The organism is Methylobacterium sp. (assembly GCF_019745455.1).
Lineage (GTDB): Bacteria > Pseudomonadota > Alphaproteobacteria > Rhizobiales > Beijerinckiaceae > Methylobacterium.
The window spans coordinates 37319-62121 of record NZ_JAIETD010000058.1; the positions used below are offsets into that span (position 1 = coordinate 37319).

Sequence of the window (24803 nt, forward strand, 5' to 3'; positions counted from 1 at the left end):
GCGTCGCGTCACCGCGATGCCTGCGATATGGACAGGACCGATGGCCCGTCGCGCGAGCCGCGCGCTGGCGGTGATCCCCGCAACGGTGTGGTCGAGCGGACAGTGCCGACGGTCGAACGCCTGACGCGACGTGCCGACTTTCTCGCTGCCGCAGGCGGCCGGCGCTTTCACACCGAGAGATTGACGGCGCAGGGGCTCTTGCGCCCGGGCACGCTGCCGCACGGTCTTCGTATCGGTCTGACTGTCACGAAGCGGGTGGGACATGCGACCGAACGCAGCCGGATCAAGCGGCGTCTTCGTAGCGTCATCGCAAGGGCAGCCAGCGATCTGCCCGGTTTAGCCGCCGACGTCGTCCTCGTTGTCCGTCGTCCGAGCCTCCACGCGCCCTTTGACGACCTCGTCCAGGATCTACGGCGCGCCGTGGACGCGGTGACGAAGCCGCGCGGCGAGGCCGCCACGCAAAAGCGACCGCCGCGCGCTGCCAAAGCCCTTTGCGGTGTTGCCAGACCTCCCTCCCCCGCCAATTCGTGTGACGGATCGACCGATGGGTAATGACAAGACGAACATGATCGTCGCGATCGCCCTGTCGCTGGCGGTCCTGCTCGGCTGGAATTACTTCATCGCCGCGCCGCGAGTCGAACAGCAGCGCCAGGCCGCCCTTCAGGAGAAGGCCGCCCAGCAGGGTCGGACCACCGCCGGAGCCGACGGCATCCCGACGCCTGCACCGAAGGAAGGCCAGCCGTCTTCGCCGATACCCGGGACCCTTGCTGGTCCGGGACAGGCGATCGAATCCCGTGAGGGGGCGCTGGCCCGTTCGCCGCGCATCCGGATCGACACGCCGGCCCTCGCCGGATCGGTGGCCCTTAAGGGCGGCCGGATCGACGACGTGTCGCTGAAGGGCTACCACGAGACCGTCGACGACAAGAGCCCCCGGATCGTGCTGCTCTCGCCTACCGGCAGCGCCAACCCCTATTTCGCCGAGTTCGGCTGGGTCGGGCAGAATGCCGGCCCTCTGCCCAACGGCGAGACCGTCTGGACCGCGGACGGCACCGTGCTGTCTCCGGGCACGCCCCTGACCCTGACCTTCGACAACGGCGCCGGCCTCGTTTTCAAGCGCGTCCTCGCGGTCGACGACAAGTTCATGTTCACGGTGCGCGACGAGGTCGAGAACAAGGGCAGCGCCGCCGTCACGCTCTATCCCTACAGCCTGGTCTCTCGCTGGGGTAAGCCGACGACCCAGGGCTATTACGTGCTGCACGAGGGCCTGATCGGCGTCCTCGGTGGTGACGGCCTGCAGGAATACACCTACGACCACCTCGCCAAGGAACCGGCCTATGGCGGTCCCGCCACCAAGGGCAAGGCCTGGGCGAACGTGACTGGCGGCTTCGTCGGCATCACCGACAAGTACTGGGCCGCTGCGGCCATCCCCGACCAGGGCGAGGCCTATACCGGTGCCTTCACCGAGCGCACCGACGGCGCGACCAAGGTCTACCAGGCGAGCGTGCGCGGCGATGGCCGCAACGTCGCCCCCGGCGCCACGATCGGCGCGACGCAGCGCCTGTTCGCCGGCGCCAAGGAAGTCAATTCGATCACCACCTACGAGAAGGATCTCGGCATCAAGCAGTTCGATCTGATGATCGACTGGGGCTGGTTCCACTTCATCACCAAGCCGATGTTCCGGGCTCTCGACTTCTTCTTCCATCTCTTCGGCAATTTCGGCGTCTCGATCCTGGTCGTGACCTTGCTGTTGAAGATCCTGTTCCTGCCGATCGCCAACAAGTCGTACAAGTCCATGGCCAAGATGAAGGCCGTGCAACCGGAGATGCTCGCCATCCGCGAGCGCTACGGCGACGACAAGATGAAGCAGCAACAGGCGATGATGGAGTTGTACAAGAAGGAGAAGATCAACCCGGTCGCCGGCTGCTGGCCGGTCCTGATCCAGATCCCGGTCTTCTTCGCCCTCTACAAGGTCCTGTTCATCACCATCGAGATGCGGCATGCGCCGTTCTTCGGGTGGATCCAGGATCTCGCCGCGCCCGATCCGACGAGCCTTCTCAACCTGTTCGGTCTGCTCCCCTTCGCGGCGCCGGACTTCGTACACCTCGGCATCTGGCCCATCCTCATGGGCATCACGATGTTCATCCAGATGAAGATGAACCCCGCGCCGCCGGACCCGGTCCAGGCGCAGATCTTCACCTTCATGCCGATCGTGTTCACCTTCATGCTGGGCTCGTTCCCCGCCGGCCTCGTGATCTACTGGGCCTGGAACAACACCCTCTCGGTGATCCAGCAATACGTGATCATGCGCCAGAACGGCGTGAAGGTGGAACTATGGGACAACCTGAGCGGGATGTTCAAGAAGAAGCCGGTCGAAAAGGTGCCGGCGGCCAAGGGCTGAGCGGCGCATCGCCCGGTCGATCCGGCGAGCCGCGCTCGTCTCTCTGGCCGAAGGGTCAGGGGGATACCCCAAGCCCGAGCCGATCAACTGGAGAGCGGATGTCCCAAGCCGAAGACGATGCGGCCCTGCTGGAGGCCGGCCGCCTGCTGTTTGCCGGCAATGCCGACTTCCTTTCATCCGCCCCCACGGTGGAGGCGCTCCCGCCGATGAAGGGCGTCGAGATCGCATTCGCCGGCCGCTCCAACGTAGGCAAATCGAGTCTCGTGAACGCCTTGACCGGGCGAAACACCCTGGCGCGGACCTCCCACACACCGGGCCGCACTCAGCAGCTCAACTTCTTCGATATCGGCGGGCGGCTCACACTCGTGGACATGCCCGGCTACGGCTACGCCAAGGTCGAGAAGGCCAAGGTCGAGGCCTGGACCGACCTGATCCACGATTACCTCAAGGGCAGAGCCAACCTTGCGCGGGTCTTCATGCTGATCGACAGCCGGCATGGCCTGAAGAGCATCGACACCGACGTGCTCGACGGCCTCGACAAGGCAGCGGTGAGCTACCAGATCGTGCTGACCAAGGGCGACGCCCTCAAGAAATCCGAGATCGCAGCGCGCATCGCCTCGACGCAGGCCGCCCTAGCCAAGCGCCCGGCCGCCTATCCGGAGATCCTGATCACATCGAGCCGCGACGATAGCGGCGTGCCGGAACTGCGCGCCAGCGTGGCGCGACTGCTCGCGGAGCGCGGCGCATGAGGCTGGCCCTCCCCGACCGCCTCATCCTGGCGCTCGGAGCCCTCGCCGGCCTGCTCGGCGTCCTGGCGAGCGCCGCCGCAGCCCATGGCGGCGGAACCGACTCGCTCAAGACCGCCGCACAGTTCCTGCTGTTTCACGCGCCGGTTCTGATCGGACTTGCGGCGCTGATCGCGACGGGCGCGGTCCACCGCGGGCTGACTCGCGTGTCGGGAGCCGCCATCCTGATCGGCCTCGCCCTATTCTGCGGCGACCTCGCCTTGCGGGCCCTGGCGGCGACCTCGCTCTTCCCGATGGCGGCGCCGGCGGGCGGCATCGTGCTGATGCTGGGCTGGCTCATCGCCGCGGCGACGGCCTTTGTCAGAGTGCGGGTGTGAACAAGATCCAGAACGAGCGGACGACGCTGCTGGCCACTGCTCTCAACACGGCCGCAACTCCTGCTTCACCGTCGGCATCGCGACGCCGATTGCTGCGTAAGTCTACAATCTAGGCAACCTGTAGACCGTCCTTGACCCCTACATCCTGGCATTCGGCGTGCTCGGTTGGCTTTCGGCAGCCATCTTCCTACATCTTATGGCACGGCATACCTCGAAAAGGCTCCTGCCATGAACGGCCTTGCGATTTTCGCCTTCGTCATCATGCCGATCATCGTCGTCACAATCGGATATGTAGCAGTCCGTTTGCATGAGGCGTCGATCGATCGTTACCTGCAAAAGGAACGATCCGAAGCTTAGAAAACCTGCGGACCCCTATCACCCTAGCCGCCTACGGCATCACCGGCGGGTGGTAGGTCAGCGTGAAGGCGAGGGCCCAGAGCAGGAACAGCACCACGGGCAGGTGGATCAGCATCTGGAGGAAGCTGAAACCGACGATGTCTCGCGCCTTAAGGCCGAGGATGCCGAGAAGCGGCAGCATCCAGAACGGGTTGATGAGGTTCGGCAGCGCCTCGGCCGCGTTGTAGATCATCACGGCCCAGCCGAGATGGACCTTGAGCTCGTTTGCCGCCTGCATGACGTAGGGCGCTTCCAGCAGCCACTTGCCGCCGCCGGAGGGCACGAAGAAGCCGAGCACCGCCGAGTACACGCCCATCGAAATCGGGAAGCTGCCCGTGGTGTTCAGGCTGACGAAAGCGTGGGTGATGAGGTCCGAGACCGAGGTGCCGCCCGCGTTCTTCGCCCCTGTCAGCATCGCGCTGATCGCCGCATAGAGCGGGAACTGGATCAGCACTCCTGCGGTGGCCGGCACGGCCCTGGTGACGGCGTTCAGGAAACGCCTGGGGCGCCAGTGCAGCAGGAGGCCGAGGGTGAGGAACAGCAGGTTGTAGGTGTTGAGATTGGAGATCGCGGTGATCCAGGATTGGCGCGCGAATTCCTGAACGATCCAGCCGCCGGCCAGCACGACGAGGAGGATCGTCAGGACCGGCCAATGTTCGAGCCACTCGCCCGGCTGGGCGGGCCGCTCCAGTGTCTGCTCCTCCCGCGAAACGTCGAGGCCGAGATCCTGTGCGGTCACCGCCGTGGAAGGGGCCGGGGCAGAGGCCACCGCGATCACCACCGAGATCACGAACAGCACCAGGGCCACGAACATCGACTGCCATAGGAAGATGGTCTCGCTGAACGGGATCACGCCGGTGATCGGCAGAAGGCTCGGCGGCAGGCTCTTCGGGTTTGCCTGGAGCTGGGCGGCCGAGGAGGACAGGCCCATCGCCCAGGTGGCGCCGAGGCCGAGATAGGCTGCGGCACCCGCCGCCCGGTAATCCATGCGCAGGTCCTCGCGGCGTGCAAGCGCCCTCGCGAGAAGGCCGCCGAAGATCAGGCTCAGGCCCCAGCTCAGGAACGAGGACAGCATGGTTGCCGCGGCCACGAGGCCGACCGCGCTGCGGCCGGTCTTCGGCACCTGTGCCAATCTGTCGATCAGCGCCTGCACGGGGGGCGCCGTCGCCACGACGTAGCCGCCAATCGTGACGAAAGCCATCTGCATGGTGAAGGGGATCAGGCTCCAGAACCCGTCCCCGAAGGTCTTGGCCACCGCCATCGCTGAGGCCCCGTTGGCGAGAGCCCCGAGCGCGACGACGACCACCGCGATCGCCACGAAAATGAAGGCATCGGGGAACCACCGCTCGGCCCATGCCGTGAAGCGGATGCCGAGGAGCGCGAGCGCTCCGTCGGTCGCCGGCTCTTTCCGGAGCGGTTCTGGCGATGGCATGACGTCTCCCTCTGGCGCCGGCCGCGTTCCGCCGACGCCAGAGGGATGTCGCTCAAAGTTCGGCAGCGCTCAAGCACCTTTCGAGGGGCGCCCGCGCCGCCGTGTCATGGCTCCGCTCAGTTCAGCAGGGTTCCGGACGGCCGCTTGGTCTCCGCGACGACGCGGTCGCCCACCATCAGGCCGGCGGGCCCGAGCCGGATGGCCACGGTCTCACCGTCATGGAGCACGCCCTCCAGGATCTGCTGCGCCAGCGGGTCCTGGATGGTCTTCTGGATCACGCGCTTCAAGGGGCGCGCGCCATAGGCCGGGTCATAGCCCTTGTCGGCGAGCCAGTCGCGGGCGTCGGGCTCCACCGACAGCGTGATCTTGCGCTCCTCGAGGAGGTTCTGCAGCCGGCCGAGCTGGATCTCGACGATCGCGCCCATCTCGGACCGCCTGAGGCGGTGGAACAGGATGATCTCGTCGATCCGGTTCAGGAATTCCGGCCGGAAATGCCCCCGCACCATCGCCATGACCTCGTCGCGCACGGCGTCGGTATCCTCACCCTCGCGCTGGTTGACGAGGTACTCGGCCCCGAGATTGGAGGTCATGATCAGCAGCGTGTTGCGGAAGTCGACCGTGCGCCCCTGCCCGTCCGTCAGACGCCCTTCGTCGAGCACCTGCAGGAGGACGTTGAACACGTCCGGATGCGCCTTCTCGATCTCGTCGAACAGAACGACCTGATAGGGCCGGCGCCGCACCGCTTCGGTCAGGGCACCGCCCTCCTCATAGCCGACATAGCCGGGAGGCGCGCCGATGAGCCGGGCGACCGAGTGCTTCTCCATGTATTCCGACATGTCGATGCGCACGAGGGCCGTCTCGTCGTCGAACAGGAAGCCGGCCAGTGCCTTGGTCAGCTCCGTCTTGCCGACACCCGTCGGCCCGAGGAACATGAACGAGCCGGTCGGCCGGTTCGGGTCCTGCAGGCCGGCACGTGCACGGCGCACGGCGGTCGCAACCGCCTCCACCGCCTCGCGCTGGCCGACGACGCGCTTGCCCAAAGCCGTCTCCATGGCGAGCAGCTTTTCCCGCTCGCCCTCCAGCATCTTGTCGACGGGCACGCCGGTCCAGCGCGAGACGACACCGGCGATATGGGAGGGCGTCACGGCTTCCTCGACCATGCCGTCGCGGGCGGCCGCGCCTTCGGCCTTGGCCTCGATCTCGGCGAGCTGCCGCTCGAGGCCCGGGATCACTCCGTAGGCGAGCTCGCCGGCACGCTGGTACTGGCCCTGCCTCTGGGCACCGGCGAGCTCGTTGCGCGCCTCGTCGAGCTTCTTCTTGAGCTCGGCCGCGGCGCCGAGCTTGTCCTTCTCGGCCTTCCAGCGCGCGGTAATCGCCGAGGATTTCTCCTCGAGGTCGGCGAGTTCGCGCTCCAGCCTCGCGAGACGGTCGCGCGAGGCGGAATCGGTCTCCTTCTTCAGTGCCTCGCCCTCGATCTTGAGCCGGACGATCTCGCGGTCGACGTTGTCGAGCTCCTCGGGCTTCGAATCGACCTGCATCCGAAGCCGCGAGCCGGCCTCGTCCATGAGGTCGATGGCCTTGTCGGGCAGGAAGCGGTCGGTGATGTAGCGGTTCGACAGAGTCGCCGCCGCCACCAAAGCCGCATCCTGGATGCGCACTCCGTGATGCTGCTCGTACTTCTCCTTGATGCCGCGTAGGATCGAGACCGTGTCCTCCACGGTGGGCTCCGACACGAAGACGGGCTGGAAGCGGCGGGCGAGGGCCGCGTCCTTCTCGACATGCTTGCGGTACTCGTCGAGAGTCGTCGCCCCGACGCAATGCAGCTCGCCGCGTGCGAGCGCGGGCTTGAGCAGGTTCGAGGCGTCCATTGCCCCGTCCGCCTTGCCGGCACCCACGAGCGTATGCATCTCGTCGATGAACAGGATGATGCCGCCGGCCGCGGCGGTGACCTCGGAGAGCACGCCCTTCAGCCGCTCCTCGAACTCGCCGCGATACTTCGCGCCTGCGATCAGGGAGCCCATGTCGAGGGCGAGCAGGCTCTTCTCGCGAAGCGATTCCGGCACGTCGCCGTTGACGATGCGCAGCGCCAGACCCTCGATGATCGCGGTCTTGCCGACTCCGGGTTCGCCGATGAGAACCGGATTGTTCTTGGTGCGCCGGGACAGGACCTGGATCGTCCGGCGGATCTCCTCGTCGCGGCCGATGACCGGATCGAGCTTGCCCTCGCGGGCCGCCTCGGTGAGGTCCCGAGCGTATTTCTTGAGCGCGTCGTAGGCGTTTTCGGCCGTCGCATTGTCGGCGGTGCGGCCCTTGCGCAGGGCGTTGATGGCGGCGTTGAGCGAGTTCGGCGTGACGCCGGCAGCCGCGAGGGTACGCCCGGCCTCCGTGTCCTTCTCGACGGCGAGCGCGAGCAGCAGCCGCTCGACGGTGACGTAGGAATCGCCGGCCTTCGCGGCGGCCTTCTCGGCGGTATCGAACAGGCGCAACAGGTCGCGCGTCGCCTGCGGCTGCGCGGCATTGCCGGAGACCTTGGGCTGCTTGTCGAGCCATTGCTCAGTCTGGGCCAACGCCACGCGGGACTGGCCGCCGGCGCGGTCGATCAGGCCGGCGCAGAGCCCTTCTGGGTCGTCGAGAAGGACCTTGAGCAGGTGGCCGGGCTGGAATTGCGGGTGGCCCTCGCGCATGGCGAGGCTCTGGGCGGCCTGGATGAAGCCGCGGGCGCGTTCGGTATAGATTTCAGCATTCATGCGCAGTGCTTCCCCTCTTCGACCCGTCCCGCCCGCCTCTGGCAGCGCCGAACTGGTCAAGGTGTCGTCCTCCGGCCTTTGCCGCGAGTGACCCCGGCGCCATGCCGGCCGCCGGTGACCGAGATGTGGTGTTGTAAATTCGCACCACAAGGGGTCGCGGCCTTCGATCGTCGAGGACTTGCAGAACCCGCGATTTCACGGTCAGGCTGAACCCATGACGACCCTGACCCTCGACACCCTCTACCGCTACCCCGTGAAGGGCCTGAGCCCGGAAACGATCCGCGAGGCGGCGCTGACGCCGAACGATTATTTTCCGGGCGACCGCCTCTTCGCCATCGAGAACGGCCCTTCCGGCTTCGACCCGCTGCAGCCTCGGCATCAGCCCAAGATCAAGTACCTGATGCTGATGCGTGACGAGGCCCTCGCCCGCCTCGATACCCGCTTCGACGAGGCCGCCGGTGTGCTGACCATCCGGCACGAGGGCGCGTTGGCGGTCGAGGCCGACCTTGCGAGTCCCGAAGGATGCCGGAGTGTGGAGGGTTTTCTGAAGAGCTACATGGCCGATTCGCTGCGCGGGGAGCCTCGCCTGCTCACGGCGCCCTCCGGCTATCGGTTCACGGATTCGCCTCGGGGCTACGTGTCCCTCGTCAATCTGGCCAGCGTGACGGCCCTTGAAGGCATGACCGGCGCCGCCGTCGACCCCTTGCGCTTCCGGGCCAATCTCTACGTCACCGGGCTCGAACCCTGGGCCGAGCTCGACCTCGTCGACCGCATCCTCGCCGGAGCCGACGGCCTGCGCCTGCGGATCATCTCGCGCACGGTACGGTGCGCTGCCACAAACGTCGACCCCGCCACGGGCATCCGAGACCTCTCCATCCCGCGCACGCTCCATGCCCATCTCGGTCACGCCGATTGCGGCGTCTATGCCGAGGTGCTCGAAGGGGGGCGTGCAGCGATTGGCGACAGACTGACTTTTGGGCCGACATGACCAAAGGTTCTGAATGTCCGCCTGGGTCTTCCCGCCGCAGCACAAGAATTGTCATTTATTAAAGGCCGTCTGTCATCGTCTCGCCAAGAGTCGCGGATTTGACGATGTATTCAAAACGCAATCCAATCGGTATCGGCGTTGTAGAGCGTCAGATCAACGATGGGTTCAGATGGCTGAAGTTCGAGCGCGCCATCGAGACGCAATTCGAGCATGATATCGGCGGCGAACGTTGTCGTTTGATGATCAGGCTTAACTATATCGGTCTTTTCGTCTATCATGCATTCTTGATTACAGATTATCGTTCAATCCGTGACGTGTTCGATCTCGATCTGTTCGTTCATTTCGCAATCATGACACCTCTCATGATAGGAGCAAACTTGATCTTAGCGCGGCATCCGCCGGTATGGGTACGCGAAACACTCGAGTCCATATCGGTGGTCATCCTCGCGCTGACGATCGGCTGGGTGACCTCTTCGACCCGAGCTCCGGATCGAGAAATCATCCTCTTGACTATCATTCTGGTGGTCCTGTTCTCGATCCTCATGCAACGTATACGGTTCTGGTATGTCCTTCCGGCCAGTTTCGTGATGGCCGCGATCTACGGAATCTGCCTTGCCGGTTTCGAGGGGCTGTCCATGGACCGGGTCAATACGTCGATTTCCCTGGTGCTGGGCGTGATCGTATTCTCCTTGGTAGGCGCCTATCACCTCGAGTCCGAGCAACGGATGGGATACTTGCTGCGGCTACGAGATCGCCTGCGTAATGACGAACTCCAGATCACGAGCCTGAAAGACGCGCTGACGGGAGTCGGCAATCGTCGCGCGCTCGATCTCGCCCTGCTTTCGGCGACGCGTCGAGACATGGCGGGAGCCGATCGCTCGGTAGCGGTGTTGCTCCTGGATATCGACCATTTCAAACGGTTTAACGACACCAACGGACATCAGGAGGGCGACCTCTGCCTGACACGGGTCGCCGGATTATTGGCAGCCTGTCTGCGCGACGGAGATGGGCAAGTCTATCGCTTTGGCGGCGAGGAATTTCTAATCCTGCTGGCGGCGGCGACACTGCCTGAAGCGATCCTCGTTGCAGAGCGGATACGCTCGGCCGTGGCCGACGCTCGCTTGTCGGCCGGGCCGTCTGGTGAAACCGTGACGGTGAGCATCGGCGCCGCGTCTGGGATTCCGGTCCACGGTTCGACGCCGCAATCGCTAATCGCGGATGCCGATAGGGCCCTCTACAGCGCTAAAGCACAGGGGCGCAATCGAGTGTGCTCCCGTACCGAGGATACGGATGAACCGACAACTGCGCCGCTTCAACTCCGTCTGGCGATTTGAGGCGTATCACGGCGTCGCGGAGATCCTCAATTGGCGAAACGGAAGTGCAGGACGTCGCCGTCCTGAACAACGTACTCTTTGCCTTCGAGCCGCAGCTTGCCGGCATCGCGGGCTCCGCCCTCACCCTTGAGCGCGGTGTAATCACTGAAAGCGATCGTTTCGGCTCGGATGAAGCCCTTCTCGAAATCCGAGTGGATCACTCCGGCCGCCGCCGGTGCGCGAGTGCCCTTCTCAATGGTCCAGGCGCGGGCCTCCTTGGGTCCAACGGTGAAATAGGTGATGAGCCCGAGGAGCTCGTAGCCGGCACGTATCACGCGATTGAGGCCCGGCTCGGCAAGACCGACCGCTTCGAGGAAATCGGCCTGATCGGCCGGAGGCATCACGGCTATCTCGCTCTCGATCTTGGCTGAGACGACGACCGCCTTTGCGCCCTCTTCCTTGGCGCGCGCCATGACCGCGTCCGAATATGAATTGCCCTTGTCGGCATCGGCCTCGTCGACGTTGCAGACATAGAGGACGGGTTTGGCCGTCATCAGCCCGAGGGACTGGAAAAGCTTCTCTTCGTCCGCCTTCCGCTCCACAAGTCGCGCAGGCTTACCCTCGCGCAAGAGCGGCAGGGAGCGCTGAACGAGATCGAGCATCTCCTTCGCCTCCTTGTCGGCGGTCTTGGCCTTCTTCTCCAGGGCGACGACGCGCTTCTCCAGGCTGTCGAGGTCGGCCAGCATCAGCTCGGTCTCGATCGTCTCGATGTCGGCGGCCGGATCGACCTTGCCCTCGACATGGGTCACGTCGCCGTCGGTGAAGCACCGCACCACATGGGCGATGGCGTCGACCTCGCGGATGTTGGCGAGGAACTGGTTGCCGAGCCCCTCCCCTTTCGAGGCGCCACGCACGAGGCCGGCGATGTCCACGAAAGTGAGCCGCGTCGGGATGATTTCCTTCGAGGAGGCGATCTTCGCAAGATCGTCGAGACGCGAGTCGGGCACGCCGACTTCGCCGACATTCGGCTCGATTGTGCAGAACGGGTAATTCGCCGCCTGCGCCGCCGCCGTCTGCGTCAGCGCGTTGAAGAGGGTCGACTTGCCGACGTTCGGCAGGCCGACGATGCCGCATTTGAAGCCCATGGGATCAGTTCCGTCGCAGCACGTCGTCCGGCGACATGCAAAAGGGGTTGACGAGGGTGAGCCCCTCGAAGGTAGCGCCGTGCGCCATGTCCTCGGTGAGGAAATAGCGGCACCCGGCCAGGATGGCGGCAGCAAGCAAAAGGCAGTCGAACCATTGGTAGCCATGTGCCTGGCGAACGACCCAGGCAAGTTCGGTATCGTCTTGGTCGGTCGGGCGAGCACCCCAAGCACCGATGACCTGGACCTCGTCCTGCACCTCGACGAGTGGCCGACCCGGCTCGTTCTTGAGAATCCAGCGCGTCAGCTCGTTGAGAACCTGCAGGTTGGTGCGCGCAAGGCCTGCATCGCTGATGGCGGTGAGCCAATTGCGAGCGCGCTCCCGCTTATCGGCATTTCGGTTATCGCGAAGATAGATGAGCACGTTCGTGTCGATGAAGACCGCGTCATTCATAGAGTTCGTCACGTGACGGCGCTTTCCCGCTCTCATCGGTCAGGTTCATCAGCGGACCGGCCAAGAAGCGGTCGAGAGCCTCGCGCTGGGTCAACGGTCTGCCCACCCGCTGTTCGACGGCCTCGGCGACGAAACGCGACAGGCTTTTCCCATCGCGTGCGGCGGCAACCCGCGCGCGCTGCAAAAGGCTCTCGTCCATCGTCACGGTGACGTTCTTCATCAAAAGGCTCCAGAGCCTTCACGTATCGTGTCCTCGTGTTTTCGTGTCAATCAGGCCGCCCGAGCGCCTTGACGTCGTCCCAGCCGCGAGCAGCCATGGCGAGGTGGACCTTATTCTGAAAGCTCGCGTCGTCGCCGGTCGCCAACAGTTCGGCGTGGTCGGCGACGGCACGGCAGAGATCCTGGACCCAGGGCTGTTCCGACTTGCCGAAATCGTTGAGGACGTAAGCGTGGACAAGCGCCTTGTCGCCCGGATGACCGATGCCGATGCGGACGCGCCGAAAGTCGTTGCCGCATTGAGCGGTGATCGAACGCAAGCCGTTATGACCGGCATTTCCGCCGCCGAGTTTCAATCTGACCTTGGCCGGCACCAGGTCGAGTTCGTCGTGCAGCACGATCACATCGGCGAGCGCGATCTTATGGAAGCGCTGCGCCTCCGCGACCGACCGGCCGGATTCGTTCATGAAGGTCTGGGGCTTGAGCAGGATCACACGTTCCGGACCGAGGGTCGCTTCGGCGATCTCGCCCTGGAACTTGCGCCGCCATGGACCTGCGCGATGCGCGGTTGCGATCTCGTCGAGGGCGAGGAAGCCGATATTGTGGCGGTTCTTCGCGTAGCGCGAGCCTGGATTGCCCAGGCCGACGATCAGACGCATGGCGAACGCTCCATGGCATCAAAGAAAAGGTGCCCCGACCCTGCGGCCGGAGCACCTGTCGAATGGAACGAGACGGGGTTGAAAACCCCTCGCCTCAATCCGCTTTCTTCTCGCCCTCGGCAGCCTCTTCGGCCTCGCCCTCGGCCTTCTCCTCGGCGGCTTCGCTGGCCTGAGCCTCTGCAACCGCAGCTTCCTCAGCCTCGACCTCGGCGCCGAGCACGGTCGGCGGCACGATGTTGGCGACCGCTGCTTCGGGCTCTCCGGTGAAGGTGGCGTTGGCGGGCAGCTTGACCGACTCGATATGGATCGTGTCGCCGATGTCGAGACCGGTCAGGTCGACCTCGATCGAATCCGGGATGGCGTCGCCCGGAACATCGAGTGAGAGCGTGTGAAGTACGACGTTGAGTGTGCCGCCCTTCTGCTTGATTCCCGGTGCCGCGTCTTCGTTGACGAAATGTACGGGCACCTCGACCGTCAGGGTCTGGCCGGCGACGACGCGCAGGAAGTCGACATGCAGCGGAACGCCGTTGACCGGGTCGAGCTGGAAGTCGCGCGGGATCGCGCGGGTCTTCTTGCCGCCGGCATTGATCTCGAACAGCGTCGTCTTGAAGCCGCCGGCGTAGATCAGGGTGCGGGTGCGGACGAGGTCGATGGCGATGGCCTGCGGGGCCTGGCCGCCGCCGTAGATGACGGCGGGAACTTGGCCCTGGCGACGAACGGCCCGGGCGGCCCCCTTGCCGACCCGGTCGCGTGCCACGGCCTCAAGCGGCTTAACGGCGCTCATGGCGTGATCCTTGATTTAGAACGTGATCATGTGATGAGGAAACGACGAAGGCCGCCCGAAACGGACGGCCCAGCACCGATCCCAGTGAGCGCGCCCGTGCCTCCAAGGGTGTCTGGCGGACGCGTGTGTGCCGTATAGCCCCTCGTCGCCATCGGCGCAACGACCGACGTCGTCGGCCGAAGGTGTCGCGAGATCGCAACGGTTCAGGCGAGATCCTCGAAACCATTACGAATGATTTCCAGCGCAAGGCCGATCGGTCGAGGATCGACGTAGTCCGATCTTCATCTTGTCGATGCTTCTTGAAGGAATTCTTTTGGGCAGGAGCAATGATGACTCGGCCGGTCTTCTGGGCGCTCGGCATATCCGCGGTGGCGGCTGTTTGGGGTGTTGGTCTCGTCGAGAGACTCGATCGCCGCCCTTCGCCGAGCCCAACTCCCATTCTGATGGAAGCCAGCCAACCGTCGGGGACTCTCCCCAACACCCTGGTTCTCGAAGCTAACGCCCAAGGTCATTTCCTGACTGAGGTGACTGTCGACGGGAGCCGGCTGTCCATGCTTGTCGATACAGGTGCGACCCTCTGTGCTTTCTCCCAGGAAGATGCCGAACGCGCCGGCATCCGCGTCTCGGAACGCGATTTCACCGCCAGGACGCAAACGGCAAACGGCGTCGTCGCCGTAGCGCCGGTACGCATACCCGTCATCCGTATCGGGACGATCACCGTGCGCGACGTCGAAGCGGTTGTAGTTCCGAGAGGCCGATTGAGCACGAGCCTACTCGGCATGTCCTTCTTGCGCCGCCTCAGCGACGTCGGCATGGCGCGCGGGCGCCTGACTCTGCGCGGCTGAGGCAGAACGTCGAACACCTCGGGTATCCCCTCGGCCGATCCTTCCGATATGGCCGACATCGGCGGTTGAATCGTCAGGAAGGGTGATCCGAAGTCGCCGAGTCGCAGGACCCGCCCCGCCAAAACACCGTCGCTTTCGAGCATTTTACGCCGGTCGAGGTGTCGTCGTTCGGGGAAGATAGATGGGGTTGGCTCCCTCTTGGGAGATCAACGTGATTGGAGTGCAGGTGCCGGGCTAAGGGATCGACATGCTCGTCCACGAACCTGGAAGGAGCTTGGATTGAGGCGCGATATTGTTGCCGACGGGGTTTCTCGAGCCAGTTCCTAGTCACTCGGACCGTCGGACTTCTGCGGCGCGGTTTTCTGTAGTCTCCTGAAGTGTCGACGCAGCTTTGCGCGAGCACCTTCCGGTCCGGCGCGTGACATCAGACAAGATGACCGTTTTGGGCCTGCTTGGCGGCCTCTCAGCGCTATTTTCCGCCTGATGCGCCAGTTGCCAGGCTGCGGCGGCTATCGGCTTGACCGCTGACCTCACCGAAATACTTGACCGAGTCGCCGAGTTGGACCGACGGCTGGCAATTGGGCGTGCAGGAATAGGATTCCCGTTCGAGCCCGCGTTGGACCATCACCACCGAGGCTTGCGGCGCCTGGACGCTGATCATGGATTCCGCCAGCATCTCGCCCGCGCCGTCCAGAGCGATGAGGTTCGTGACCCCGAAGCTCTTGCCCGTGAGGATGAGGACGCCGTTCTTCTGCAGCGAGACATCGGCGATGATCGGATTGCCGACGATGACCGTGCGGGTTTTCTCCGGCAGCCGGATCACCTTGGCGTTGTCCACAGTGACGGCCACCACTGGCGTCGTCGCCTCCACGGCACGACAGGGGGCAATTGCTGCCATCATCACGGCGCCGGCTGCGAAGATCATGCGTCGTGCAGAACAAGTGGTCCGGTCGGACATGTTAGGCGACTCGAGCGTCTAGGATCGATGATCGGCTAGGTGCCGACGCACCGTCCCTTGGCCTCAGGCACCGTGCCGATGAAGGCGCGACGTTTCGGCCGCCGATCGGTGGCGCCTTCCTATCAAACGGCAGAATGGTGAATGAAGCGCTAAGCTAGGAACAGGACGGCGAATGAGACCATCGAATCAGCAGACATCGGTGCCGCTCTAAAGAGACGGCATGCCCGTCGTTATTCGCTGAAGAGTTTAAGCGCAATTTTACCCTAGAAACATCCCTACCGGCAGAAGCCGGTTTCGAAGGCCGATTTAACCTAATCGCAAGGGGCCCCTGCCAATCTGAATACGTCACCGAATGAGCCGCGACGGTCTTCGAGGACAGATCGTAGATCGTCTCCAGGGGAACCCATCATGACCAACATCTTCAAGCGCTTCGCCGCCGACGAGTCCGGCGCCACCGCCATCGAGTACGGCCTAATCGCTGCCCTGATCGCCGTTGTTCTCATCGCAGGAGCGACGACGCTCGGCAGCAATCTCAGCAGCAAGTTCACTGCCATTGCCACCAAGATCGGCACCACCGTTCCGTAGTGGCCTTAACGCGCCGGGTCGCATTCGAAGGCGCCCGGCGCGCCATGCAGGGCGACGAATTGCTACCCGGCCTCATTGGTCGGGCGCTTTCACGTCCACGCAGACGAACAGGTGACGACCAATGGCAAGCCTCGGCCTCCTGCTTCTCTTTCCGTTCCTGATGGCTTACGCCGCTGCGAACGACCTCCTCACCATGCTTATTCCCAATCGGATCTCCCTCGCACTGACAGCGGCCTTCGCCGCCGTTGCGGCAGCCGCCGGTCTGGGCCTGCCGGAGATCGCTTCCCATGTCGGGGCAGGTGCGGCAACGCTCTGCGTAACGTTCCTGATGTTCTCTCTTCGACTTATCGGAGGAGGTGACGCAAAGCTTGCGTCAGCGACCGCCCTTTGGATGGGCTTTGACCACCTTGTTGCTTACGCCCTGACGGCTTCTGCGCTTGGTGGATTGCTCACGCTGATGATCATCGTCGCTCGCGCTCAGCCGGTGCTGCCAGCTTCGATCGGACGTCTTCCGTTTGCCTGCCGCCTTCACGACGACAGGACCGGCGTACCCTATGGCATCGCGCTCGCTTTGGCAGCGCTCTTGGTATTGCCGGAAACATCAATCTGGTCACGCGGCCTAGGCAGCTGAACGCCTCTATGGTTCAGGCCCGGCGTGCGGCAACCAACTAAATGTTAACCGTAATTTGAGGAAGTCCAGGCCATTCTCCTGACCAACGGCATCCCGCCGTCATGTTTGGTTGAAGCTCGGCCATGAAACCAGCGCGCCTAGCCGTCCTCGGGATCGCGATCCTCACAGGTTGTGCTGCCGTCTATCTGATGAGCGACGGCGAAGCTCCGCCGCCCAGTCCGGTCGCCATGGCACCTCCGCCCGCGGTACCCGTCACCGACGTTCTGGTCGCTGCCGCAGAGCTGCCGATGGGGCAGACGATCCGCGTGGCCGACCTGCGCTGGCAGCCCTGGCCCGATCAGGCGATCACCGCAGGCTACATCACCCGAACCGCATCGCCGAAAGGTCTCGAGGAGATCGCCGGATCGGTGGTCCGGTCGGCCTTTCTGCCCGGTGAGCCCGTGAGATCTCAGAAGCTGGCGAAGCCCGATGGTGGCTTCATGGCAGCGATCCTGCCGGCTGGCATGAGGGCGGTGGCGATCACGATCGATACGCGTGGGTCCAGTTCGGCCGGCAACTTCATCCTGCCGAACGATCACGTCGACCTCATCCGCACGTTCCGAGACGAGGACACCTCTCGCTCCACCGACAGCCAGACATCCGAGACGCTGCTGACCGATGTGCGTGTGCTCGCGGTTGGTCAGATCGTCCAGGAGAAGAACGGGGCCGCCGTTGTCACTGGCGAAACCGCGACCCTGGCATTGACCCCTGCTCAGGCTGAGGTCGTCACCTTGGCGCAGAAGGTCGGATCCCTATCCCTGTCCCTCCGCAGCCTGGCCGACGCCGGACGGGCGGCGGAACCCGATGCAACATCTGATTCGCGCAGCGACGGCGCCGTGACGGTGGTGCGGTTCGGTGTCGCCAAACAACAATCCAGGCGCTGAGCGATGAGTGACGCTTCGCCAAGGAAAACAAAGGAATCGGCGATGACCACCCCTTCACGGATCGCGACCGGCGCCGGTATCATAGCCGTCACAATGGCGGCGGCCATTGTCGTCGAGCGTGCTTCGGCACCGGCCCATGCGAGGCCGGACTCCCGTGTGACGGCGGCACCAATCCTCGACGTTGGATCGGACGAAGGTGGCGTCTCGCGCAAGCTCGATCTTACGATCGGCCGATCGCTGATTATAGACCTGCCGCGCGATGCCAAGGAAGTATTCGTCGCCAATCCGAAGGTCGCCAATGCGGTCGTCCGTTCGACGCGCAAGGTATTCATCATTGGCATGGAGAACGGCGCGACCTCGATCTTCATCATGGACGCCGAGGGCCGGCAGATCAGTGCACTCGACGTCACTGTCACCCGCGACCTCAACGTTCTGCGCCAGACCCTCAACCAGAGCATTGCCGGATCACGCTTCGACGTGCGCGCCGCCGGCGATTCGATACTGCTGACCGGATCGGTCGCCTCTTCCGCGGAGGCAGCTCAGGCGATGGATATCGCCAATGCCTTCGTCGGCATCGGAGGTGGCGGTGGCGGCGCCTCGCGCGGGACGGTCGTGAACAACCTGACGATCCGCGGCAAGGATCAGGTCATGCTCCGCGTGACCGTAGTCGAGGTGTCGCGCTCGGTGCTGAAGCAGTTCGGAGTGAACCTGAGCGGCAGTTGGTCGGGACTCGATCTCCGCAACGCGGCACCGCTCGGTCTCAATGGCGCCCAGTTTCCCTCCGGCAACCTGCTGGAGGGTAGGATCACGGGCACCGGAGGCGCGAGCTTGACCGCCACGCTCCGCGCCTTCGAACAGGCCGGCGTCTCGCGTATCCTCGCCGAGCCGACCTTGACGGCGATCTCTGGCGAGGCCGCGAAGTTCACCGCAGGCGGCGAGTTGCCAGTGCCGGCCTCTCAGAACTGCAGCGCCGGGATCTGTACCATCGGCATCACTTTCAAGCCGTACGGAGTAAGCTTGAGTTTCACACCCGTGGTGCTCGCGGAAAACAAAATCTCAATCCGAGTCGCAACCGAAGTCTCCGAAATCGACAAGCAGAATTCTTTCAACTTCACGACATCAGGGAGTGATCAGACCACCGCCGTTCCGGGCTTTTCGGTTCGGAAGTCCGAGACGACGGTGGAACTCGCCTCGGGCGGTACGATGATGACGGCGGGCCTCATCCAGCAAAAGAACAAGGCCGTGATCGCCGGTCTTCCCGGTCTTATCAATCTTCCGATCATCGGCGCGCTCTTCCGCTCTCGCGATTACCAGCGCGACGAGACCGAGCTGATGATCATGGTGACTCCGTACATCGCCAAGCCGATGGAGCCGAAGCAGGTCCGCAAGCCCGATGATGGTTTCGTCGATGCGCAGGACAGCCAAGCCATCCTGCTCGGACGTTTCAACCGGCTCTACGGCCCTGCCGGCGCCGCCCCGCTCGGCCCAGCTTATCGCGGCCGCGTCGGCTTCATCACCGACTGAACGATCGCACAGACCCTTCGCGCTATCAGGATCTTGGAACGATGACTCTGCGATACGTGAAATCCGCAGCCGCGCTGGCAGCCATCACTACTCTGACGGGACTTCTCGGCGCATGCCGTGCGGAGCGTGTCGCGACCACGGGATCGGTCTATCCGCACGATTACCGGGCTCGCCACCCGATCGTGCTGACGGACAGCCAGCGCAGCCTGGACGTCTTCGTGACAGGTACGGGTCACCTCGATCCCCGCCAGGCGGCTGATGTCGACGCCTTTGTCCTGGAATTCCGCCGGTACGGACGAGGCGTCCTGGTAGTCGACCTGCCGCGTGGCGTGTCTCCGGCCGTGGGTGCCGGCGTCGAGCGCACGGCCTCGACGATTCGCCGTCTTGCCGCCGAGGGCGGCGTTGCTCCGCGGCAGATCGCGGTAGCGGGCTACGCGGTTGCCGACCCGTCCTTGGCGGCGCCTCTGAGGCTCAGCTTCCAGCGGATGGAGGCCAAGGTGGGAACCCAGTGTGGGACTTGGCCGCGCGACCTCGGGGTCAGCGATCCCGTCGTCGATAATCGAAACGAAACACACTGGAACTTCGGCTGTGCCACCCAGTCGAACGTCGCTGCCCAGATCGCCGATCCCGTCGACCTCGTACGTGGTCGGCCCGACGGCCGCATCGATACCGTCCGTCGCACCGGGGACATCATAAAGCTTCGCGACGGCAAGGATCCGTCAACCCAATGGAATCAAGATGGGAAGACGAGCGTGAAGTCGCAGGTCGGCGGCAACTGAGTTCCGCGGAGGATCCGGAAAGCCGGAGCCGCCCCATCCAATCGACCGCTCGCGCGGCAACCAAAAGCGGAACAGCGACCATGGCGGACCTGCACGAAGTGCCAGAGCGCATCATCGCCCCGGTGCCGCGCATCACGATCCAGGCTTTCTGCGAGACGCAGGAGGCTGCGGCGACGGTTGAGACCGCATGCCTCGATCGTCGCATGCAGAAAGCCCATACTAAGGTCCAGATGGGCGGCGGCTTGGCCGCCGTCGAGGCGTACAAGCACGCCCCGACACCGAACGTCATCATCATTGAGACGCAGGGTGCGAAGTCGAAGCCCCTGGAATGCCTTGATGCGCTCGCCGAGGTCTGCGACGAAGGCACCAAGGTCATCGTCATCGGGCACGTCAACGACGTGCTTCTGTACCGCCAGTTCCTTCAGCGCGGCGTCAGCGAGTACCTCATGGCGCCCGTCGACCCCCTTACGCTGATCGAAGCCGTCTCGGGCCTGTTCTCGGCACCGGGCGCAAAGCCCGTGGGCCGGACAATCACCGTGATCGGCGCCAAGGGCGGCGTCGGCGCCTCCACCATCGCCCACAACATCGCCTGGACCATCGCGCGCGGCCAGGGCACGTCCACGGTGATCGCAGACCTCGACATCGCCTTCGGGACCGCCGGCCTCGACTTCAACCAGGACCCCCCTCAGGGGATCGCGGAGGCGGTGTTCGCTCCCGAGCGCCTCGACACGAACCTCCTCGATCGACTGCTTTCCAAATGCAGCGACAACCTCAGCCTCCTCTCAGCCCCAGCGGTCCTCGATAGAACCACCGATCTTTCGGAACCCGCCTTCGATCACCTCATCGATCTGCTTCGCGCCACGGTACCCTGCATCGTTCTCGACGCCCCACACCAATGGTCGGCCTGGACCCGCCGGCTCCTGATCTCGTCCGACGAGATCGTCATCGTCGCCGCGCCAGAGCTCGCCTCTCTTCGCAACACCAAGAACCTGCTCACGCTACTTCAGCAGGGGCGCCCCCACGACACGCCGCCGCGCATAGTCCTCAATGGTGTCGGCGTGCCGAAACGCCCCGAGATCAGCTCTGTGGAATTCGCGAAGGCCCTCGACGCGTCCCTGGACGCGATCATTCCGTTCGACCCCGCCCTCTTCGGAACGGCTGCCAATAACGGACAGATGATCTCCGAGATCCAACCTCATGCCAAAGCGACCGAGGTCCTCACCCAGTTCGCCGGCCGGTTGACCGGGCGCATCGAAGCTCCGCGCACGCGGTTGAGCTTGCTCGAACCACTCCTGTCGAAGCTCGGCCGGCGCAAGGCATCGTAATGCGCCTCTTTCACTCCCATACCACCCCGGAGCGCATGCTGACCGCCCGTCCTCCCGAGGCGGCTTCTTCCGTGACCCCAGCGCGGATGCTTTGCCATGTTCGGTAGGAGAAACGGGTCGGCAGCCGTACAGACCGCGCCCTCTCCCGCGAGTTCCGAACGCAGCCTGCCGTACCAGATTGCGCGGGAGGAGACGCCCGCCGTCGTCACGCGCACGGAAACGAACCGACGGCCCGAGCCGATCGTGGCCGCAGAGCCTCAGAAATCCGAGGAGTACTATCGCACCAAGAGCATGATCTTCGGCGCGTTGATCGAAGCGATCGACCTGACGCAGCTCTCACGCCTCGATGCCGAGACTGCGCGCGAGGAAATTCGCGACATCGTCTCGGAGATCATCGGCCTCAAGAACATGGTGCTGTCGATCGCCGAGCAGGAGGAATTGCTCGACGATATCTGCAACGACGTCCTCGGCTACGGGCCACTGGAGCCGCTGCTGGCCCGCGACGACATCGCCGACATCATGGTCAACGGGGCAAACCGCGCCTTCATCGAAGTCGGGGGCAAGATCCAGCTCACCAACGTCCGCTTTCGTGACAATCAGCAATTGATGAACATCTGTCAGCGCATCGTCAGCCAGGTCGGCCGGCGCGTCGATGAATCATCTCCGATCTGTGACGCACGTTTGCCCGACGGTTCGCGCGTCAACATCATCGCGCCGCCGCTGGCGCTGGACGGTCCGATCCTTACGATCCGCAAGTTTAAGAAGGACAAGCTGACCCTCGATCAACTCGTCAAGTTCGGAGCGATCTCACCCGAAGGCGCCAAGATCCTCCAGATCATCGGCCGTGTTCGCTGCAACGTCGTGATTTCCGGCGGCACCGGCTCGGGCAAGACGACGCTCCTGAACTGCCTGACACGCTATATAGACGAGGACGAGCGCATCATCACCTGCGAGGATGCGGCGGAGCTGCAGCTTCAGCAGGCCCATGTGGTTCGCCTCGAGACACGCCCCGCCAACATGGAGGGATCGGGCCAGGTCACGATGCGAGACCTGGTGAAAAACTGCCTGCGCATGCGACCGGAGCGGATCATCGTCGGCGAGGTACGCGGACCCGAGGCCTTCGATCTCCTGCAGGCGATGAACACCGGTCACGACGGGTCGATGGGAACGCTTCACGCGAACTCGCCGCGCGAAGCCCTCGGACGTATCGAGTCCATGATTACGATGGGCGGGTTCACACTGCCTTCGCGCACCCTGCGGGAGATGATCTGCGGATCGATCGACGTCATCGTGCAGGCGACCCGCCTGCGCGACGGCTCTCGTCGTATCACCCACATCACCGAAGTGATGGGCATGGAAGGCGACGTCATCATCACGCAAGACCTGTTCGTCTACGACATCCGCGGCGAGGATGCGAATGGGCGGCTGATCGGGCGCCATCGCTCTACAGGCATAGGCCGCCCGCGCTTCTGGGAACGCGCCCGTTATTATGGCGAGGATCAAGCCCTAGCCGCCGCCCTGGACGCTGCGGCCGTTCTCGAAGGGGAAACCGCATGATCGGAGCAAATGTCGCGCTTGCTTCGGCACTTGCGGCGATCGCTGCGGGCGGGGTCGCCTATGCGCTTCTAGCTCCCTACCTCCTGGGTGAGAACAGGGCCGAGCAGCGGCTTCGTGCTGCCAGCATCGTGACAACACCCTCCGCAAGGGTCGCCACCGTGAACCGACGCGAACAAGTTGCTCGCAGCCTGAAGGAGATCGAAGCAAAGACCGCAGGAACCAAGGTTTCACTCGAACTAAAGATTGCGCGCGCTGGCCTTGACTGGTCAAAGCAGAAATTCTTCGTCATTTCCGCCTTGTTGGGCGCAACGTCTGCTGTGCTCATACTCTTGCTCACCTCGACTCCCATCGCAGCACTTGCCGCGCTGTTTGCCGGCGCTTTTGGACTGCCGAGATGGCTGCTTGCGCGGTTGCGAAAGCGTCGAATCAAAGCTTTCATAAACGAGCTTCCGACGGCCATTGATATCATCACGCGTGGCGTGCGCTCCGGCATTCCCCTTGGGGATTGCTTCAAGATCATCTCGCGCGAAGCCGAGGAGCCAATTCGGTCGGAATTCAAGCAGATCGTCGATGCTCAGACGCTTGGCTTGCCCGTAGGGGACGTGATGCAGAAGATGTACGAGCGCGTTCCGGTAGCTGACGTGAACTTCTTCGCCATCGTCATCAGCATCCAATCGAGTTCGGGCGGAAACCTATCGGAGGCCCTGGGCAATCTCTCGCGAGTCCTGCGAGAGCGCAAAAAGATGGCTGGCAAGATTCAAGCGATGAGCATGGAAGCCAAGGCATCAGGCGGCATCATCGCCGCACTCCCTTTTGTGGTCGGCGTACTCACGTATTTCTCGAGTCCCGCCTACATTGCGCTTCTGTGGACGACAGATCTTGGACGCATTGCGCTTGTCGCATCGGCGCTTTGGATGTCGATTGGTATTTTCACGATGAAGAAAATGATCAACTTCGATTTTTGAAATATTACAACTGATTAAAAAAATCAGTCGTCACGATCTCGCGGACCATCACGATGATTATGCTCTACGCTGAGAACCTGATTAATCCGCGGTTCATAGGTCTGGTTCTTGTTGGCATTGCCGCCGCCGCGACGGCCTTCGCCTTGCTGCAGCCTATCCTTGAGCCTGACCGTCTCAGCAGGCGGATGAAACTCGTCGGAGATGAGAGAGAGGAGATCCGCCGTAGGGAGCGTGAGCGATTGGGCAACAAGGCCTCGCTCCGAGTGACGCCGAAGGCATACATGAAACGAGTGGTCGATCAATTCAATCTGACGCGTTGGTTGGGCACCGAAACGGCCAAGCGGCAACTCGCCATGGCAGGATACAGGTCACCCGGGGCGGAGACCGGGTTCCTGTTTTTCCGAATGATCAGCCCAATCATCGCCGTCGTATTCAGTATCTTCTATCTATTCGTATTGCAGGTACTCGATCAGCCTATCCTGATACGTGTGATGATTGTCATCGTGGCGGCAATCCTTGGTATCAAAGCTCCAGAAATCTACCTCTCGAACAGGATCTCAAAGCGTCAGACCGAAATCCGAGCGGCTTGGCCTGATGCGCTCGACCTCGCGCTGATATGCGTCGAATCGGGCATGTCGGTCGAACATGCCTTTCGTAAAGTCAGCGCCGAGATTGCGATCCAGTCGTTGACGCTGGCGGAAGAGCTAGCCGTCATGACCGCCGAGCTGTCGTATCTTCCAGATCGGCGGCTTGCTTTCGAAAATCTTGCGATGCGTACCGGTCTCGATTCCATCAAGGCCGTCACCACCGCCCTGATTCAGGCTGAACGCTACGGGACGCCTGTCGGCCAAGCATTGCGTGTCTTGTCCCAAGAGAGTCGGGACCTGCGCATGACCGCAGCTGAAAAGAAGGCTGCTGCCCTCCCGCCGAAACTCACCGTGCCGATGATCCTGTTCTTCCTGCCGGTACTCTTTGTCGTAATTCTGACGCCGGCCGCGATACAGATCATGCGCTGAAGGGTAAGTCGCAGTTTAGAACAGAGAGCCGGCGCTGGGTCCT

Annotated in this window: 24 protein-coding genes; 16 read left to right on the forward strand and 8 right to left on the reverse strand. The window is 63.5% G+C overall.

Annotated features, from left to right (window positions below):
• Positions 1–27 precede the first annotated feature (27 nt).
• The 4 genes from rnpA (at position 28) to K2Y56_RS14110 (ending at position 3521) form a co-directional block, all read left to right on the forward strand.
• Positions 28–552: a ribonuclease P protein component gene (rnpA, locus tag K2Y56_RS14095; RefSeq protein ID WP_292508455.1), complete on the forward strand. Its 525-nt coding sequence runs from the start codon at positions 28–30 to the stop codon at positions 550–552.
• Entirely contained in the window at positions 545–2398 is a 1854-nt protein-coding gene (gene yidC, locus K2Y56_RS14100) for a membrane protein insertase YidC (RefSeq protein WP_292508457.1), read from the forward strand. Before rnpA ends, yidC begins: the two co-directional genes overlap by 8 nt.
• 98 nt (positions 2399–2496) lie before the next feature.
• A complete protein-coding gene (gene yihA, locus K2Y56_RS14105; RefSeq protein WP_292508460.1) occupies positions 2497–3147 on the forward strand; it encodes a ribosome biogenesis GTP-binding protein YihA/YsxC in 651 nt (216 codons plus the stop codon).
• 2 nt (positions 3148–3149) lie between these two features.
• Positions 3150–3521, forward strand: coding sequence for a DUF423 domain-containing protein (locus K2Y56_RS14110; protein WP_292508572.1), 372 nt, complete (start codon positions 3150–3152; stop codon positions 3519–3521).
• A 388-nt stretch (positions 3522–3909) separates the two neighbouring features.
• Here the strand turns inward: K2Y56_RS14110 and K2Y56_RS14115 are convergent, their stop codons facing one another.
• Positions 3910–5349: a TIGR00366 family protein gene (locus tag K2Y56_RS14115; protein WP_292508463.1), complete on the reverse strand. Its 1440-nt coding sequence runs from the start codon at positions 5347–5349 to the stop codon at positions 3910–3912.
• 116 nt (positions 5350–5465) lie between these two features.
• A complete protein-coding gene (clpB, locus tag K2Y56_RS14120) occupies positions 5466–8096 on the reverse strand; it encodes an ATP-dependent chaperone ClpB (protein WP_292508467.1) in 2631 nt (876 codons plus the stop codon).
• A gap of 214 nt (positions 8097–8310) precedes the next feature.
• On the opposite strand from clpB, the gene K2Y56_RS14125 reads away from it, so the two are divergent.
• Together K2Y56_RS14125 and K2Y56_RS14130 are read left to right on the forward strand one after the other, a co-directional pair.
• Positions 8311–9084, forward strand: a complete 774-nt coding sequence (locus K2Y56_RS14125; RefSeq protein ID WP_292508470.1) for an MOSC domain-containing protein — start codon at positions 8311–8313, stop codon at positions 9082–9084.
• Positions 9085–9188: 104 nt separating this feature from the next.
• On the forward strand, positions 9189–10418 hold the full coding sequence (locus tag K2Y56_RS14130) for a GGDEF domain-containing protein (RefSeq protein ID WP_292508473.1): 1230 nt from the start codon (positions 9189–9191) through the stop codon (positions 10416–10418).
• Positions 10419–10444: 26 nt separating this feature from the next.
• On the opposite strand, the gene ychF is transcribed toward K2Y56_RS14130, so the two are convergent.
• The 5 genes from ychF to K2Y56_RS14155 form a co-directional block, all read right to left on the reverse strand.
• On the reverse strand, positions 10445–11542 hold the full coding sequence (ychF, locus tag K2Y56_RS14135) for a redox-regulated ATPase YchF (protein WP_292508476.1): 1098 nt from the start codon (positions 11540–11542) through the stop codon (positions 10445–10447).
• A 4-nt stretch (positions 11543–11546) separates the two neighbouring features.
• Positions 11547–11993, reverse strand: coding sequence for a PIN domain-containing protein (locus K2Y56_RS14140; RefSeq protein WP_292508480.1), 447 nt, complete (start codon positions 11991–11993; stop codon positions 11547–11549).
• Positions 11986–12213: a hypothetical protein gene (locus tag K2Y56_RS14145; protein ID WP_292508484.1), complete on the reverse strand. Its 228-nt coding sequence runs from the start codon at positions 12211–12213 to the stop codon at positions 11986–11988. The genes K2Y56_RS14140 and K2Y56_RS14145 overlap by 8 nt, the downstream gene beginning before the upstream one ends.
• 46 nt (positions 12214–12259) lie before the next feature.
• The gene (gene pth / locus K2Y56_RS14150) at positions 12260–12868 is read right to left on the reverse strand and encodes an aminoacyl-tRNA hydrolase (protein ID WP_292508487.1); all 609 of its coding nucleotides are present in this window, start codon (positions 12866–12868) and stop codon (positions 12260–12262) included.
• 94 nt (positions 12869–12962) lie between these two features.
• Positions 12963–13652, reverse strand: coding sequence for a 50S ribosomal protein L25/general stress protein Ctc (locus K2Y56_RS14155; RefSeq protein WP_292508490.1), 690 nt, complete (start codon positions 13650–13652; stop codon positions 12963–12965).
• 443 nt (positions 13653–14095) lie between these two features.
• Here K2Y56_RS14155 and K2Y56_RS14160 point away from each other — a divergent pair, with 443 nt between their 5' ends.
• Positions 14096–14497, forward strand: a complete 402-nt coding sequence (locus tag K2Y56_RS14160; RefSeq protein ID WP_292508576.1) for a TIGR02281 family clan AA aspartic protease — start codon at positions 14096–14098, stop codon at positions 14495–14497.
• A gap of 469 nt (positions 14498–14966) precedes the next feature.
• Here the strand turns inward: K2Y56_RS14160 and K2Y56_RS14165 are convergent, their stop codons facing one another.
• Positions 14967–15398, reverse strand: a complete 432-nt coding sequence (locus K2Y56_RS14165) for a pilus assembly protein N-terminal domain-containing protein (protein ID WP_292508579.1) — start codon at positions 15396–15398, stop codon at positions 14967–14969.
• Between the two features lie 465 nt (positions 15399–15863).
• Between K2Y56_RS14165 and K2Y56_RS14170 the strand changes: the two genes are divergently transcribed.
• From K2Y56_RS14170 to K2Y56_RS14210, 9 genes are all read left to right on the forward strand, one after another.
• A complete protein-coding gene (locus K2Y56_RS14170) occupies positions 15864–16040 on the forward strand; it encodes a Flp family type IVb pilin (protein WP_292508493.1) in 177 nt (58 codons plus the stop codon).
• A gap of 121 nt (positions 16041–16161) precedes the next feature.
• Positions 16162–16671, forward strand: coding sequence for a prepilin peptidase (locus tag K2Y56_RS14175; RefSeq protein ID WP_292508496.1), 510 nt, complete (start codon positions 16162–16164; stop codon positions 16669–16671).
• Between the two features lie 122 nt (positions 16672–16793).
• A complete protein-coding gene (gene cpaB / locus K2Y56_RS14180; RefSeq protein ID WP_292508499.1) occupies positions 16794–17594 on the forward strand; it encodes a Flp pilus assembly protein CpaB in 801 nt (266 codons plus the stop codon).
• A gap of 42 nt (positions 17595–17636) precedes the next feature.
• A complete protein-coding gene (locus K2Y56_RS14185) occupies positions 17637–19118 on the forward strand; it encodes a type II and III secretion system protein family protein (protein WP_292508502.1) in 1482 nt (493 codons plus the stop codon).
• 41 nt (positions 19119–19159) lie between these two features.
• Positions 19160–19897, forward strand: coding sequence for a CpaD family pilus assembly protein (locus tag K2Y56_RS14190; protein WP_292508504.1), 738 nt, complete (start codon positions 19160–19162; stop codon positions 19895–19897).
• A gap of 80 nt (positions 19898–19977) precedes the next feature.
• Entirely contained in the window at positions 19978–21222 is a 1245-nt protein-coding gene (locus K2Y56_RS14195) for a CpaE family protein (RefSeq protein WP_292508506.1), read from the forward strand.
• A gap of 96 nt (positions 21223–21318) precedes the next feature.
• A complete protein-coding gene (locus K2Y56_RS14200) occupies positions 21319–22779 on the forward strand; it encodes a CpaF family protein (protein ID WP_292508509.1) in 1461 nt (486 codons plus the stop codon).
• Positions 22776–23744: a type II secretion system F family protein gene (locus K2Y56_RS14205; RefSeq protein ID WP_292508512.1), complete on the forward strand. Its 969-nt coding sequence runs from the start codon at positions 22776–22778 to the stop codon at positions 23742–23744. The genes K2Y56_RS14200 and K2Y56_RS14205 overlap by 4 nt, the downstream gene beginning before the upstream one ends.
• A 53-nt stretch (positions 23745–23797) precedes the next feature.
• Positions 23798–24760, forward strand: coding sequence for a type II secretion system F family protein (locus K2Y56_RS14210; protein WP_292508513.1), 963 nt, complete (start codon positions 23798–23800; stop codon positions 24758–24760).
• Positions 24761–24803 lie beyond the last annotated feature (43 nt).

Coding starts and splice junctions, on each gene's coding strand:
- rnpA (WP_292508455.1), top strand. CDS start 28: ATGGACAGGACCGATGGCCCGTCGCGCGAGCCGCGCGCTGGCGGTGAT.
- yidC (WP_292508457.1), top strand. CDS start 545: ATGGGTAATGACAAGACGAACATGATCGTCGCGATCGCCCTGTCGCTG.
- yihA (WP_292508460.1), top strand. CDS start 2,497: ATGTCCCAAGCCGAAGACGATGCGGCCCTGCTGGAGGCCGGCCGCCTG.
- K2Y56_RS14115 (WP_292508463.1), bottom strand. CDS start 5,349: ATGCCATCGCCAGAACCGCTCCGGAAAGAGCCGGCGACCGACGGAGCG.
- clpB (WP_292508467.1), bottom strand. CDS start 8,096: ATGAATGCTGAAATCTATACCGAACGCGCCCGCGGCTTCATCCAGGCC.
- K2Y56_RS14125 (WP_292508470.1), top strand. CDS start 8,311: ATGACGACCCTGACCCTCGACACCCTCTACCGCTACCCCGTGAAGGGC.
- K2Y56_RS14130 (WP_292508473.1), top strand. CDS start 9,189: ATGTATTCAAAACGCAATCCAATCGGTATCGGCGTTGTAGAGCGTCAG.
- ychF (WP_292508476.1), bottom strand. CDS start 11,542: ATGGGCTTCAAATGCGGCATCGTCGGCCTGCCGAACGTCGGCAAGTCG.
- K2Y56_RS14140 (WP_292508480.1), bottom strand. CDS start 11,993: ATGAATGACGCGGTCTTCATCGACACGAACGTGCTCATCTATCTTCGC.
- K2Y56_RS14145 (WP_292508484.1), bottom strand. CDS start 12,213: ATGAAGAACGTCACCGTGACGATGGACGAGAGCCTTTTGCAGCGCGCG.
- pth (WP_292508487.1), bottom strand. CDS start 12,868: ATGCGTCTGATCGTCGGCCTGGGCAATCCAGGCTCGCGCTACGCGAAG.
- K2Y56_RS14155 (WP_292508490.1), bottom strand. CDS start 13,652: ATGAGCGCCGTTAAGCCGCTTGAGGCCGTGGCACGCGACCGGGTCGGC.
- K2Y56_RS14160 (WP_292508576.1), top strand. CDS start 14,096: ATGGAAGCCAGCCAACCGTCGGGGACTCTCCCCAACACCCTGGTTCTC.
- K2Y56_RS14165 (WP_292508579.1), bottom strand. CDS start 15,398: ATGATGGCAGCAATTGCCCCCTGTCGTGCCGTGGAGGCGACGACGCCA.
- K2Y56_RS14170 (WP_292508493.1), top strand. CDS start 15,864: ATGACCAACATCTTCAAGCGCTTCGCCGCCGACGAGTCCGGCGCCACC.
- K2Y56_RS14175 (WP_292508496.1), top strand. CDS start 16,162: ATGGCAAGCCTCGGCCTCCTGCTTCTCTTTCCGTTCCTGATGGCTTAC.
- cpaB (WP_292508499.1), top strand. CDS start 16,794: ATGAAACCAGCGCGCCTAGCCGTCCTCGGGATCGCGATCCTCACAGGT.
- K2Y56_RS14185 (WP_292508502.1), top strand. CDS start 17,637: ATGACCACCCCTTCACGGATCGCGACCGGCGCCGGTATCATAGCCGTC.
- K2Y56_RS14190 (WP_292508504.1), top strand. CDS start 19,160: ATGACTCTGCGATACGTGAAATCCGCAGCCGCGCTGGCAGCCATCACT.
- K2Y56_RS14195 (WP_292508506.1), top strand. CDS start 19,978: ATGGCGGACCTGCACGAAGTGCCAGAGCGCATCATCGCCCCGGTGCCG.
- K2Y56_RS14200 (WP_292508509.1), top strand. CDS start 21,319: ATGTTCGGTAGGAGAAACGGGTCGGCAGCCGTACAGACCGCGCCCTCT.
- K2Y56_RS14205 (WP_292508512.1), top strand. CDS start 22,776: ATGATCGGAGCAAATGTCGCGCTTGCTTCGGCACTTGCGGCGATCGCT.
- K2Y56_RS14210 (WP_292508513.1), top strand. CDS start 23,798: ATGATTATGCTCTACGCTGAGAACCTGATTAATCCGCGGTTCATAGGT.